The organism is Leucobacter sp. CX87, from assembly GCF_018682295.1.
In the GTDB taxonomy this organism is placed as follows: domain Bacteria; phylum Actinomycetota; class Actinomycetes; order Actinomycetales; family Microbacteriaceae; genus Cx-87.
In genome coordinates, this window is record NZ_JAFIRI010000005.1 from 35,823 (window position 1) to 48,423 (window position 12,601).

A 12,601-nucleotide genomic window follows, 5' to 3' on the forward strand; every position below is an offset into this window, starting at 1 on the left:
TTGTGCTGCCCCGCAGGGTCCGCCCTACCGCTCCTTCGCGGCGATCAGCGCGACAGTGAGCGTCGCGATCGTGGTGCCGTCGGCGAGGTCGACCCCGAGCAGGTCCTCGATCAGGGCGAGCCGCTGGTAGAACACCGAGCGTGACAGCCGTGACTGCTGAGCCGCAAGCGAACGGTTCGTCGGGTGCTCGGTGTAGGCGGCCAGCACGCGGACGAGGTCGCCCGCGCGCGTGCGGTCGTAGTCGAGCACAGGCCCGAGGGTTTCGGTGACGAACTCCTGGAGCTCGGGGGAGCCAGAGAACCCGCGGACGAGGTAGGCGAGCGGCTGCCTCGCCGCCTGCTGCACCGTCACGCGTCCGACGCGAGCGGCGGCCTCGAGCCGCCCCGCCGCCCGCACGCGTTCGAGGGAGGTGACGAGCCCGCGAACGCCGCGATCCGGAATGCCGATCGCGAGGTGCGCGCGCCAGCCGGCGGGCACGGTCGTGGGCACGAGCATCTCGAGCTCGCGGGCCAGGCGGCTGGCCAGGGGAGGGGCCGCGCCCTGATCGGCGGCAGGATCAATGCGCGGGTCGCCGAGCGGGAACGAGAGCAGGGCGAGCAAGACCTGCCCGGATCCTGCCGAGTCAGCGCCGGCGTCTGACCCCTCGACGCCGTCGTCCGCGGCGATGATGGCCCGGCCCTCGGGCGCGATCGAGCGGCGCAGCGCGGTCTCGAGCACGGCGCGCTCGAGCGAGCCGTGCGAGCCGAAGTCGCCGGTGCCGCGCAGGGTGACCCCGACGAGCGTCCGATCCTCGACCGGCAGCCCGCCCGCCGCGAGCTGCACGGCGAGCTCGGTGTCGCGACGGTACCGTCCGGCGAGCAGCCGCTCGACAAGCTGCTTCGAGCTGAAGCGCACCCACTGGTCAGCGTCGGTGTCGGCGAGGCGTCCGAGGGCGAGCGCGAATGCGCCGAGTTCGAGCACGGTGCGGCGCCCCGCGGGGTGCGCCGGCCCGGGCAGGGCGGTCAGAGCGCCCCAACGCGTGCCGCGTGCCTCGACCGGCACCTGTTCCCATCCTTCGGGCAGCAGAACGCCGCCCGCCGGCCGGGGCGCCCAGGCTGCGAGCACCTCTTCGGGATCGTCGCCGAGCGACGGGCTCGACCACGCGATGACGTCGTGCGCCGAGTTCTCGAGCACGACGGGCGCGCCGATGGCCTCGGCGAGACGCTCAATGACGTAGTCGACGGGGCTGCGGTTGAGGCCGAGCTCGGTCAGCATGGCGTGCACGGTAGCGCGCGCCTGCAACGCCTCGCTCTGCCCGGCGAGGATGAGGCGGTGCACACGCTGCGTGATCTGCACGAAGCGCACCTCGCGCGCAAGCACAATCAGGGGGACGCCACGCTCCTCGCACGCCTCGACGAGCAGGTCGGGGGCCGCGTCGAGGTGGCGGCTAATCTCGAGCACGATGGCGGCGACGCCAGCGTCGAGCAGACCCGCAAACAGTGCGGCACGAGCGGCAGGATCCTGTGGCCAACCCGCGCCCGTCGTCAGGATCAGCTCGCCACCGTCCAGCAGCGACGCGACGCCCTCGCCGGCGGCGACGTGCGCCCAACGCACGGGGGCATCGAGGCCGGTCCCGCCCGCGATCAGCGTCGGCTCGCCCGCGGCGAACTCGGGCAGCGCGAGCACCTCGCGCACCGTGGGAAGCGGGGCGTGCTTGTCCAGATCAATCATCGCAATTCCTCTGCTGCGTGCGGCGCGTGCGGCAGGATCCAGTGGCCAGACAGTCTGTCTGTCAATCGGAGAAAGTGCCGATGCTCTGACCGGCTCCGGGGCCGGTGTTCGCTGCAATACTAGCAACATCACCGGGATTCTGACTTCGTACACTTTGCGTGCGCGAAGGCATCCGGCAGCGGGAACCTCCCGCAAGAGTCACCATCAGTGAGTACAAGAGAGGGAGTGGATCGGCACATGGCACGTATCCCCCACGTCATCGGCGGCGAAAAGATTGACGCTGCAGAGCGCATCCAGCCCGTTTACAACCCGGCAACGGGTGAGCAGCAGCACGAGCTGGGCATCGCTTCGGTTGAGACCGTCGAGCTGGCCATCGCCGCGGCACACGCTGCCCTCCCGATGTGGCGCAACACGAGCCTGACGAAGCGCGCCGACGTCTTCTTCAACCTGCGCCAGCTGCTCAAGCAGCGCACCCCCGAGCTCGCCGCAATCGTGACGAGCGAGCACGGCAAGGTCCTCTCGGACGCTGCCGGCGAGATCGCCCGTGGCCTCGAGAACGTCGAGTTCGCATCGGGTCTGCTGCACCTGCTCAAGGGCGAGCGCGACGAGAACGTATCGACCGGTATCGACGTGCACTCGATCAAGCAGCCGGTGGGCGTCGTCGCGGCGATCACCCCCTTCAACTTCCCCGTCATGGTGCCCCTGTGGATGATCGCCAGCGCGATCGCCTGCGGTAACACCGTCGTGCTCAAGCCCTCCGAGCGCGATCCCTCCGCCTCGGTCTTCCTGGCGGATCTGTTCCGCGAGGCTGGCCTGCCCGACGGCGTGCTGAACGTCGTGCACGGCGACAAGGTTGCCGTTGACACGCTGCTCACGCACAAGAACGTCAAGGCGATCAGCTTCGTCGGCTCGACCCCGATCGCTCGCTACATCTACGAGACCGCTGCGGCGAACGGCAAGCGCGTCCAGGCTCTCGGCGGCGCAAAGAACCACGCGATGGTCATGCCCGACGCAGACCTCGACAACACCGCCGACAACGTTGTTTCGGCAGCCTACGGCTCGGCCGGCGAGCGTTGCATGGCGATCTCGGTTGTCGTCGCCGTTGGTGGCGTGGGCGACGAGCTCGTCTCGAAGATCGTCGAGCGCGTCGAGAAGCTCGAGATCGGTGACGGCACCGACCCGAAGTCGGAGATGGGCCCGCTCATCACCGCTGAGGCGAAGGCTCGCGTCGAGTCCTACGTCGCTGGCGCCGAGGCCGAGGGTGGCGTTGTCGTCCTCGACGGCCGCGACAAGAAGTTCGAGGGCAACGGCTTCTTCACGGGTATCTCGCTGATCGACCACGTGAAGACCGACAGCAAGGTGTACCTGGACGAGATCTTCGGCCCGGTCCTCGCGGTCGTCCGCGTTGACACCTTCGAAGAGGGCCTCGAGCTCATCAACTCCCACCAGTTCGGCAATGGCACGGGCATCTTCACCCGTGACGGTGCCGTGGCGCGCAAGTTCGAGTACGAGGTTGAGGCCGGCATGGTCGGCATCAACGTGCCGATCCCCGTTCCGGTGGGATCGTTCTCGTTCGGTGGCTGGAAGGACTCGCTGTTCGGCGACACCCACATCTACGGTCCCGAGTCGATCAACTTCTACACGCGCAGCAAGGTCGTTACGACGCGCTGGCCGAAGCCTGACCAGTCGCGCGTCGACCTGGGCTTCCCCGCCAACAACTAACTACTGAGCAACTGTGGGCTGTGCGGCATTGATGCCGCACAGCCCGCGGGTGTCTCCCCATCAACTTGAAAGGACAGCTCGATATGGCTGACTACATCGACCTTTACGGCGCCGAGCAGACCTTCGGTGACAACGACGCGCAGCGCGAGGTGCGCGAGAACGACAAGCAGTACGTCTTCCACTCGTGGTCGGCGCAGGGCACGCTCAACACGCTGCCCATCGCCAAGGGTGAGGGCGTGCGATTCTGGGACTACGACGGCACCGAGTACCTCGACTTCTCGTCTCAGCTCGTCAACCTGAACCTCGGCCACCAGCACCCCGGCCTCGTCAAGGCGATCCAGGAGCAGGCCGGTCGCCTCGCGACCATCCAGCCCGCTCTCGGCAACGACGTGCGCGGCGAGCTCGCCAAGCGCATCGTGGAGAAGTCGTTCGAGGGCGCCCGCTCGGTGTTCTTCACCAACGGCGGCGCTGACGCCGTCGAGTACGCGGTCCGCATGGCCCGCCACCACACGGGCAAGCACAAGGTGCTTGCCCGCTACCGCTCGTACCACGGCTCAACCGGCACCGCGATTACCCTCACGGGTGAGCCGCGCCGCTGGGCGAACGGCACCCTCGACTCGGGTGTCGTGCACTTCACGGGCCCCTACCCGTACCGTTCGGCCTTTTACGCGGAGACCCCGGAGCAGGAGACCGAGCGCGCGCTCGCACACCTGCGCTCCACCATCGTGCTCGAGGGTGCCAGCACCATCGCCGCGATCATCCTCGAGTCGGTCACCGGCACCAACGGCATCCTGATCCCGACCCCGGGCTACCTCGAGGGCGTCCGCGCACTGTGCGACGAGTTCGGCATCCTGCTGATCTGCGACGAGGTCATGGCCGGCTTCGGCCGCACCGGCGAGTGGTTCGCGTTCCAGGGCTTTAACGTGGCTCCCGACCTCATCACCTTCGCGAAGGGCGTCAACTCGGGCTACGTGCCCCTCGGCGGCGTCGTGATCTCCGAGGCGATCCACAACACCTTCGACCAGAAGTCGTTCCCCGGCGGACTCACCTACTCGGGCCACCCGCTGGCCTGTGCTGCGGGCGTCGCGACCTTCGACATCTTCGAAGAAGAGCAGATCCTGGAGCGCGTGCGCGACCTGGGCGAGCGCGTCGTGCGCCCCCGCCTCGAGGCGATGGCTGAGAAGCACCCGTCGATCGGCGAGGTTCGCGGCAAGGGCCTGTTCTGGGCGCTCGAGCTCGTCGTAGACCGCGAGACCCGCGAGCCGCTGGTCCCGTTCAACGCCGCGGGCGAGGCTGCTGCCCCGTTCAACCGCGTCGTCGCGGCCTGCAAGGCTGCCGGCCTCTGGCCGTTCGCTGCGGGCAACCGCCTGCAGATCGCGCCTCCGCTGATCATCTCGGAAGAGGACCTCATCACGGGCCTCGACATCATCGACGCCGCGCTCGACGTGGCCGATGCTGAGGCTGCAGCGCTCCGCAAGTAGTCGCCGCTCCCGTTTTCGGGCCCGCTCCCATTTTGGGGCGGGCCCGTTTTCGTAGGGGCAGGATCCTGGCGTCCCCAGTTCTTCCCGATTGCCGCCCGTCGAGCGGCTTGGGCGCGCGGTCGCGCGGTCGCAGACGACCGAGCTCCGGCTAGCGCACAGCTGGCAGAATGTCCCCATGCAGATTCGCCAGTTTCAGCCCGCAGACACCGACGCCGTGGTCGCTTTGTGGCACGAGGCGCAGCTCACCCGTCCCTGGAACGACCCGGCGCGCGATATTGAGCGCAAGCTCGCCGAGCAGCCGGAGCTCTTCCTCGTCGCGGAAGACATCGCTGACCGCACGCTCATCGGCTCAGTGATGGCCGGCACCGACGGGCACCGCGGCTGGCTCTACTACCTCGCAGTCGCGGGCGTTGCCCGGCGCCGGGGCGTCGCGACCGCCCTCATCGCCGAGGCCGAGCGCCTGCTCGAGGCGCGCGGCTGCCCCAAGGTGATGCTCATGGTCCGGCGCGACAACACGGAGGTCACCGCGATGTACGAAGGCCTCGGCTACGACGAGGACGAGGTGCTCGTGCTTGGCAAGCGCCTGATCTCAGACCTCTAACTCTGCACCCTCAGGCAGGATCCTGCCCGGCGCAGCGCGCACTCGGCGCACCGGGCCCACCCGGCTATTCGGTGACGTTCGTCGACGCCGCCCGCCAGAATAGTTCCGTGGCGTCGTCGGCGCTGACGCGGAACTCGCCGCCACCGTCGGCGCTGTTGCCCGGTCCCCAGGGGTTGCGCACCCAGACGCTGCCGTCGGCGTCTATGCGGGAGACGGCATATGCGTGGCCCGTCACGATCTCGACCTCGCGGGTGCTCCCGTCCGGGGCTTCGACCGTGATCTGGTGTTCCCCGCCGCGCGGCGACGACAACACAACCTGGCCGCCGTCGTTCACGACCTCGCGCAGTTCCTCGAAGTCCGAAGATGACAGACCCGAGTAATCAGAAGTACTGATCTCGTCGACGTCCTTGCCGGTGATGTACTCCATCGCCTCGGAGGGGACGCCGCCGTCTAGGAAGCTGTATCCGTACTTCTCTCGCAGCGCGGACTCGTAGAGCGCCGCAATCGACGGCTTGTCGCCGCCGAAGATCAGCCACTGCCAGTCATTCTGCCGCGCGCCGTTGTCGAAGACGTGCTCGACAAAGACCTCCTCGGGTTCACCGTTGGAGTACAGCGTGACCCAGAACCCGCCCTTGTCCGCGTCCCAGCGCACGTTCTCGCGGATGAACTCGTCACCGCCGTCCGAGCTCAGCAGCGAGACGATCGAGCTCAGCATGAAGCAGTCGCCGATGCTGCCCTGCGACACGTCCTCCGCGTCGAACGCGTCGTCGTCCATGATGCTCTCGGAGACCCGTTCGTCCGGGTCGTCCTCATCGTTGAACCACCCGAACGGGTCCCACCAGGGCCGGTCTGCCCGGTCCTCGCCGCTCGCCGCCCGCAGCTCGCCCGCCGCGATTGAAGCTGCCTCCTGCAGTCGGCCGAGCGCGCCAAACGCGGCGAGGCGAGATTGCACGAGATTGAGGGCCGCCGGGATATCGAGGGGGTTGCTGCGTACTGCCCGCGCCGAACGATCGAAGTCGGCCTGCGCATGCTCGTAGCTCGATTGCGCCTCGCGCTGCGCCGCCGCATACCGGCTCAGCGTGCCGCTGGCAGCGCGGAGCGCGTCCTCAAGACGCCGTGCGGGCGCGATGGTCTTCGTTGCCGAGGTGGTGAACGCATCGGCGGCCTCGCCCATCCACACCTCGGGCCGAGCTCGCTTCGCGAGGCCCTGAGCGTCCGCCGCCGCAGAGGAAGCCCGCAGGAGGTCGTCCGCCGCCGCCATTACGGCGCCCGGGTCGCCGAATCCGCTCACCACAGTCTCCACTTCAGCTGCACGCGTGCCCCGCCACCGTCGGCATCGGGGTTCACGCCGGAGTCGTCGATGCTGATGACCTCCACGACGCACATCGGGCCTACGCGCACGCGGTCCCCGGGAACCAGCGTGGCGTCTGAGGCGCCCAGCAAGCGCACGCCCTGATCGGAAGAGGTCACGCCAAGGGTGACCCCGCACACCCGGGGTTGCGTGCCAGCCGTCACGGTCTGCGAGATGCCGACGACGCCGAAGACGATGGCGCAGATCGCCGCACCAGCGATGATGAGGGCACCGACGATGATGCCGACCCTCCGGCCACGGCTCATGCGCTTGGCTCCGCGCCCTCGTGGACCTCGATCGCGGCCGCCGCCTTGGTGCCATCGGGGCTCAAGAAAATTTCGAGCACCCGCAGCGTCCCGCCCGCGGGAAGCGGAGCGGTCTCGCCCGCCGCGAGTTCGACCGTCTTCCGGCCGTCGGGGCCGGAAATGCCGAGCCGCGCGGCGAGTCCGCCGCCAGCGTCCGTCGTGCGCAACGTCGAACCGATGAACCCGATCGAGCAGGACTTGCCGAGGCGCTGGGCGCCCTGACGGAGGAGCTCGGGGGCGGCGCTCATTCGGGCCGTCCCTCGACGCGCTGCAGCTTAGCGATGATGTCCGACTCGACCTTGCTCATATCGTCGTAGGTTTCGCGGACGCCAGTCTCGAGCTTCGACCAGCGCTCCTGGAGCTCGTCCGCCTGCTGGCGCATCGCCGACTCAAACGACACCACCGCTGCGCCCAATACGGCCGGCCCGAATGCGGCACTTCCTGGCATTTGGGGCACCGCGTCAGCAATCTTGCCGGCGGCATCCCGGAGGCGCCCGCGCAACATCTGCATGTCGTCGGCGTCGATAGCGATGGTCATCATCGTCCTCCCCAAAAAGCGATGCGGTGATCCCCACGATAGCGTGCGCTCCCGACACTTCGTGCGCTCGGCATTGCTCGCAGGATCCTGCCGGGCCAGGTGCGGGTGAAACGCAGACGGCCCGCCCAGCGCAATGCGCACTGGACGGGCCGTCTGGCGAACGAGAGCTACTCGGCGAACAGCGCCTGAATGCGCTGGATCCCCTCGAGCAGCGCGTCGTCGGCGAGGGCGTAGCTGAAGCGCAGGTAGCCGGACGGTCCAAAGGCCTCGCCGGGAACCGCCGCGACCTCAACCTCGGAGAGGATGAGATCGGCGAGCTCGAGCGACGTCGTCGGCGTGACACCGCGGTAGGTCTTGCCGAGCGCCGCGGTGACGTCGACGTACGCGTAGAACGCGCCCTCGGGCGTCGGGCAGTTGAAGCCCGGAACCTTGTTCAGCTCGGCCACGATCACCTTGCGGCGGCGATCGAACGCGAGACGCATCTGCTCGATCGGCTCTTGCGAGCCGTTCAGGGCCGCGATCGCCGCGCGCTGCGCGATGTTGTTGACGTTCGAGGTGAGGTGAGACTGCAGGTTCGCAGCGCCCTTGATGATGTCGGACGGGCCGATCATCCAGCCGAGGCGCCAGCCGGTCATCGCGTACGTCTTGGCGACGCCGTTGACGAGAATGGTGCGGTCGGCGATGGCGGGGACGGCCTCGACGATCGAGATGGCGCGCACGCCGTCGTAGGTCAGATTCTGGTAGATCTCGTCGGAGATGACCCAGAGGCCCTTCTCGAGTGCCCACTCGCCGATGGCGCGGGTTTCTTCGGGGGAATACACAGCGCCGGTCGGGTTGGACGGCGAGACGAACAGCAGCACCTTCGTCTTCTCGGTGCGGGCGGCCTCAAGCTGATCGACCGTGACCTTGTAGCCCTGGTCGGCGCCGGCAAAGACCTCGACCGAGACGCCACCGGCCAGCTGGATCGCCTCGGGGTAGGTGGTCCAGTAGGGGCTGGGCAGCAGCACCTCATCGCCCGGGTCGATCAGTGCCTGGAATGACTGGTAGACGGCTTGTTTGCCGCCATTGGTCACGATGATCTGGCTGGGCGAGACCTCGAGACCCGAGTCACGCAGCGTCTTCGCGGCGATCGCCTCTCGCAGCTCGGGGAGGCCCACAGCCGCGGTGTAACGGAAATTCTTGGGATCATCGAGCGCGGCACGGGCGGCGTCAACGATGTGCGCCGGGGTCGCGAAGTTCGGCTCGCCAGCGGCATAGCTGATGACGAGACGGCCTTCGGCCTGGAGTGCCTTTGCTTTGCCGTCGACCTTGAGGGTCGCGGACTCGGCAATTGCGCCGATTTTCTGGGAGAGACGAGGGAGCTGATTCACCCCTCTAGTCTAAGCCGCTTTGTATGCCGCAACTGGGTCGGCTTGCACGAACAAGGCCTGCCTGCCGGACGGTTTGTGGGGCACGCCTGCGGCAGACAGCGAGCCCCGGCTCCGCCTTCCGCAAAGCCGCACGGCGGAGTTGGCCCAGTTAGACATGCGGCGAATCTTCCCGTAGACTCGTCCCGGTAGTTGATTTCTACCCAGACTTTTCTGTGTCATTTTCTCCATTTCTGGGGAAGCGGCGAAGAGGGCGAGGGCAGGGTTAGCTTCTGTAGGGTGGTGGCTCAATTGGTAGAGCAGCGGTCTCCAAAACCGCAGGTTGCAGGTTCGAGTCCTGTCCGCCCTGCCACTCCCCGGTGCAGGTACGTACAACCGGGGCCTTGAAAGGACAAATGCGCGTGAGTGGCAGTGAAATCGAGGAGACCGGCAACGGGCTTGTCGAGCAGGCCAAGACCGACCGTGCCGCGAAGAAGACGTGGTTCGGTCGCGTTGTTCTGTTCATCCAGCAGGTAATTGCGGAGCTCAAGAAGGTCACGACACCGACCCGCAAGGAGCTCATCAACTACACGCTCGTTGTGCTGGCCTTCGTGGTCATCATGATGGCGCTGGTGTGGGCGCTCGACCAGCTGTTCGGCTGGCTCGTCGTGTTCGTCTTCGGGGCGCCGCAGGTCTAACCGATCGGGCGGATGACCCCGCCCATCGCCACGACCCCGATCGATTCGTACAGAGAGCAAAGAGATTCACATGACCGAAGATATGAATTCCTCCGAGGCCGACCTTGACGCGGCGCTTGACGCGCTCGTACAGTCCACCGATGCGGATGCCGTCGACGCCGATTCGGCCGAGACTGATTCGGTTGAGACTGGCGCTGATTCGGTAGGCGCCGAGGCTGAAGCAAGCGCTGAGAGCGTAGTCACCGATGCGGTCGACGCTGAGATCGCGGTCGACGAGGCGCTGGCGGGCGAAGAGCCCGTCGAGGATCCCTACGCGAAGTTCAAGCGCGAACTGCGCATGGCTCCCGGCAAGTGGTACGTCGTACACAGCTACGCCGGCTACGAGCGCAAGGTGAAGTCGAACCTCTGGAACCGTCGCGAGACGATGGGGGCGATCGAGGATATCTACGAGATCCAGGTCCCCATGGAAGAGGTCATGGAGGTCAAGAACGGCCAGCGCAAGATGGTCACGCGAGTCCGGATCCCCGGCTACGTGCTCGTCCGCATGGAGCTGAACGAGAACTCCTGGTCAGTCGTCCGCCACACCCCCGGTGTCACCGGCTTCGTGGGCAACGCCCACAACCCCGTGCCGCTGCGCTTTAGCGAGGCCTTCGAGATGCTGAAGAGCACCGTTGAGCTCGAGCCGAACGCCGCGGGTGGCAAGGCCGGCGTTGCTGGCGATGCCAAGGCGCAGGGCCCCGCCGAGATCGACTTCGAGGTCGGCGAGACCATCACCATCAAGTCCGGCTCCTTCGAGGGCCTGCCCGGCACGATCAGCGAGATCAACCCGGCGGCTGGCAAGCTCACCGTCCTCGTCTCGCTCTTCGAGCGTGAGACCCCGGTCGAGCTCAGCTTCGACCAGGTCTCGAAGATGGTCTAGCGACACACCAACGTTTCAATGGCCCGCCCGGTTCTCCGGGCGGGCCATTGGTGTATTCCGGGGACTTCTTCCCCCGCGCGTAGACTGCCGTAGGTGGAAGGGATCACCGTGAATCCGTACGAAGCACGACCATGGCTGGCGCACTACGCGGAGGGTGTGCCGCACGACATTGCTGAGCCCACCGAGACGCTCGTCGACATGATCGACGACGCGGTCGCTCGCTTCGGCCCGAAGGTGGCCCTCGAGTTCTTCCGGAATGAGACGAGCTATCGCGAGCTTGGCGAGCAGATCGCGCGGGCGGCTGGTGGCCTCAAGCGACTCGGGGTGCGCGCGGGGGACCGGGTCGCACTCGTGCTGCCGAACGCACCGCAGCATGTCGTCGCCTTCTACGCGGTGCTGCGTCTCGGCGCCATTGTGGTCGAGCACAACCCCTTGTACACCGCGCGCGAGCTGCGGCACCAGTTCGAGGACCACGGCGCGACCGTCGCCATCGTCTGGGATGCGGTGGCCGACACGGTCGCGGAGATGCCGAGCGATATCCGCCCCCGCCACGTCATCGCGGTGAACCTCACCCGCGCCCTCCCGTTCGGCAAGCGGCTCGCGCTGCGCCTGCCCATCGCAAAGGCCCGCGCCGCCCGCGATGCCCTCACCCAGCGCGTGACCGCCAAGGGTGTGCTTGATTGGGATCGGGTGACGGGCGGCCGGGCGCTGTCGAAGCGTTACCCTCGCCCGAAGATCAGCGATGTCGCCCTGCTCCAGTACACGAGCGGCACGACCGGATCCCCCAAGGGCGCGATCCTGACGCACCGGAACTTGCGCGCAAACGCCATGCAGGGTCGGGCCTGGGTGCCCGGTCTGCGCGAGGGCGAAGAGGTCTTCTACGGGATCCTGCCCCTGTTCCACGCCTACGGCATGACGCTTTGTCTGACGTTCGCGATGAGCATCGGTGCGCGTCTCGTGCTGTTCCCGAAGTTCGACACGGGCCTGGTCTTCGCTGCCGCGAAGCATTCCCCGCCGACGTTCCTTCCGGCGGTGCCCCCGATCTACGATCAGCTCGCGCGTCGCGCTGGGGAGGGTGCCGCAGATGCCCTGCGCGGCATACGTTTTGCAATCTCCGGTGCGATGAGCCTGCCGACCGCCACGGTCGACCGCTGGGAGAGTGTGACCGGCGGGCTGCTCGTCGAGGGGTACGGGATGACCGAGAGCGCGCCGATCGCGCTCGGCAACCCGATGGGCCCGTCGCGGCGCCCCGGCACCGTCGGGGTCCCGTTCCCGAGCACCGACATTCGTGTGGTTGATCCGGATCAGCCCGAGATCGACCGCCCGGCCGGCGAGGAGGGCGAGCTGCTCGTCCGTGGACCGCAGGTCTTCCAGGGCTATTGGCGGCTCCCGTCTGAGACTGCCGCGACGCTGCTGCCCGGCGGGTGGTTGCGCACGGGCGACATCGTGCGAGTCTCCGACGACGGGTTTGTAACCGTGGTCGACCGGATCAAGGAACTCATCATCACCGGCGGATTCAACGTGTCGCCCTCGGAAGTCGAAGACATGCTCATGCGTCACCCGGACGTCCGCGACGCCGCGGTCGTTGGGCTGCCGCGCGCCGCCGGCGGCGAAGAAGTCGTCGCCGCGGTGCAACTGCGGGACGGTGCGACCTTCGACCCGGCGGCGCTTCGCGAGTTCTGCCGCGATGGCCTGACTGCATACAAGGTGCCGCGCCGCATCAGTGTCGTCGACGAGCTGCCGCGTTCGCTCGTCGGCAAGGTGCTGCGCCGCTCGGTCCGCGACCTGTTGCTTGCGGAGCGCGCGGTGTGAGAGTGAAGTCGACTGGGCACGCTGTGTGGCAGGGATGATTCGTCGCTGAGTGCCTTCTGCGCCGTTCTGAGCGGGGGCTGTGTGAAATCTCATTCCTCTGCCCCGACTTGTCTGCCGC

12 protein-coding genes and 1 tRNA gene are annotated in these 12,601 nt (G+C 67.4%); 7 read left to right on the plus strand and 6 right to left on the minus strand.

Annotation, left to right across the window (positions count from 1 at the left end; all coding sequences use genetic code 11):
• Window positions 1–24: 24 nt before the first annotated feature.
• The gene (locus KOE53_RS07365; RefSeq protein WP_188057979.1) at window positions 25–1,710 is read right to left on the minus strand and encodes a PucR family transcriptional regulator; all 1,686 of its coding nucleotides are present in this window, start codon (window positions 1,708–1,710) and stop codon (window positions 25–27) included.
• 237 nt (window positions 1,711–1,947) lie between these two features.
• Here KOE53_RS07365 and KOE53_RS07370 point away from each other — a divergent pair, with 237 nt between their 5' ends.
• The 3 genes from KOE53_RS07370 to KOE53_RS07380 all read left to right on the plus strand — a co-directional run bounded on the left by KOE53_RS07370 (window position 1,948) and on the right by KOE53_RS07380 (window position 5,514).
• A complete protein-coding gene (locus KOE53_RS07370) occupies window positions 1,948–3,432 on the plus strand; it encodes a CoA-acylating methylmalonate-semialdehyde dehydrogenase (RefSeq protein ID WP_188045556.1) in 1,485 nt (494 codons plus the stop codon).
• Between the two features lie 83 nt (window positions 3,433–3,515).
• A complete protein-coding gene (locus KOE53_RS07375) occupies window positions 3,516–4,913 on the plus strand; it encodes an aspartate aminotransferase family protein (RefSeq protein WP_188045557.1) in 1,398 nt (465 codons plus the stop codon).
• A 175-nt stretch (window positions 4,914–5,088) separates the two neighbouring features.
• Window positions 5,089–5,514, plus strand: a complete 426-nt coding sequence (locus KOE53_RS07380) for a GNAT family acetyltransferase (RefSeq protein ID WP_188045558.1) — start codon at window positions 5,089–5,091, stop codon at window positions 5,512–5,514.
• Window positions 5,515–5,578: 64 nt separating this feature from the next.
• Here the strand turns inward: KOE53_RS07380 and KOE53_RS13835 are convergent, their stop codons facing one another.
• The 5 genes from KOE53_RS13835 to KOE53_RS07405 form a co-directional block, all read right to left on the minus strand.
• Window positions 5,579–6,805, minus strand: coding sequence for a C2 family cysteine protease (locus KOE53_RS13835; protein WP_188045559.1), 1,227 nt, complete (start codon window positions 6,803–6,805; stop codon window positions 5,579–5,581).
• A complete protein-coding gene (locus tag KOE53_RS07390; RefSeq protein WP_188057980.1) occupies window positions 6,802–7,131 on the minus strand; it encodes a hypothetical protein in 330 nt (109 codons plus the stop codon). Before KOE53_RS07390 ends, KOE53_RS13835 begins: the two co-directional genes overlap by 4 nt.
• Complete coding sequence (locus tag KOE53_RS07395; RefSeq protein WP_188045561.1) at window positions 7,128–7,418, minus strand: hypothetical protein; 291 nt, start codon at window positions 7,416–7,418, stop codon at window positions 7,128–7,130. Before KOE53_RS07395 ends, KOE53_RS07390 begins: the two co-directional genes overlap by 4 nt.
• Window positions 7,415–7,711 carry a hypothetical protein gene (locus tag KOE53_RS07400; protein ID WP_188057981.1) on the minus strand — a complete coding sequence of 99 codons (297 nt, stop codon included), beginning with the start codon at window positions 7,709–7,711 and terminating at the stop codon, window positions 7,415–7,417. The genes KOE53_RS07395 and KOE53_RS07400 overlap by 4 nt, the downstream gene beginning before the upstream one ends.
• Window positions 7,712–7,875: 164 nt before the next feature.
• Window positions 7,876–9,078 carry a pyridoxal phosphate-dependent aminotransferase gene (locus KOE53_RS07405; RefSeq protein ID WP_188057982.1) on the minus strand — a complete coding sequence of 401 codons (1,203 nt, stop codon included), beginning with the start codon at window positions 9,076–9,078 and terminating at the stop codon, window positions 7,876–7,878.
• Between the two features lie 273 nt (window positions 9,079–9,351).
• Between KOE53_RS07405 and KOE53_RS07410 the strand changes: the two genes are divergently transcribed.
• The 4 genes from KOE53_RS07410 (at window position 9,352) to KOE53_RS07425 (ending at window position 12,483) form a co-directional block, all read left to right on the plus strand.
• Window positions 9,352–9,427 (plus strand) — tRNA-Trp (locus KOE53_RS07410).
• Window positions 9,428–9,476: 49 nt separating this feature from the next.
• Entirely contained in the window at window positions 9,477–9,752 is a 276-nt protein-coding gene (secE, locus tag KOE53_RS07415; RefSeq protein WP_241095458.1) for a preprotein translocase subunit SecE, read from the plus strand.
• Window positions 9,753–9,822: 70 nt separating this feature from the next.
• The gene (gene nusG, locus KOE53_RS07420; protein ID WP_188045565.1) at window positions 9,823–10,671 is read left to right on the plus strand and encodes a transcription termination/antitermination protein NusG; all 849 of its coding nucleotides are present in this window, start codon (window positions 9,823–9,825) and stop codon (window positions 10,669–10,671) included.
• Between the two features lie 102 nt (window positions 10,672–10,773).
• Complete coding sequence (locus KOE53_RS07425; protein WP_188058239.1) at window positions 10,774–12,483, plus strand: long-chain-fatty-acid--CoA ligase; 1,710 nt, start codon at window positions 10,774–10,776, stop codon at window positions 12,481–12,483.
• The last annotated feature ends 118 nt before the right edge of the window (window positions 12,484–12,601 follow it).

Bases quoted from the DNA above. Each gene is read 5' to 3' on its own strand.
- nusG (WP_188045565.1), top strand. From the start codon at position 9,823: ATGACCGAAGATATGAATTCCTCCGAGGCCGACCTTGACGCGGCGCTT.
- KOE53_RS07370 (WP_188045556.1), top strand. From the start codon at position 1,948: ATGGCACGTATCCCCCACGTCATCGGCGGCGAAAAGATTGACGCTGCA.
- KOE53_RS07400 (WP_188057981.1), bottom strand. From the start codon at position 7,711: ATGATGACCATCGCTATCGACGCCGACGACATGCAGATGTTGCGCGGG.
- KOE53_RS07365 (WP_188057979.1), bottom strand. From the start codon at position 1,710: ATGATTGATCTGGACAAGCACGCCCCGCTTCCCACGGTGCGCGAGGTG.
- KOE53_RS07390 (WP_188057980.1), bottom strand. From the start codon at position 7,131: ATGAGCCGTGGCCGGAGGGTCGGCATCATCGTCGGTGCCCTCATCATC.
- KOE53_RS07380 (WP_188045558.1), top strand. From the start codon at position 5,089: ATGCAGATTCGCCAGTTTCAGCCCGCAGACACCGACGCCGTGGTCGCT.
- KOE53_RS07395 (WP_188045561.1), bottom strand. From the start codon at position 7,418: ATGAGCGCCGCCCCCGAGCTCCTCCGTCAGGGCGCCCAGCGCCTCGGC.
- KOE53_RS07375 (WP_188045557.1), top strand. From the start codon at position 3,516: ATGGCTGACTACATCGACCTTTACGGCGCCGAGCAGACCTTCGGTGAC.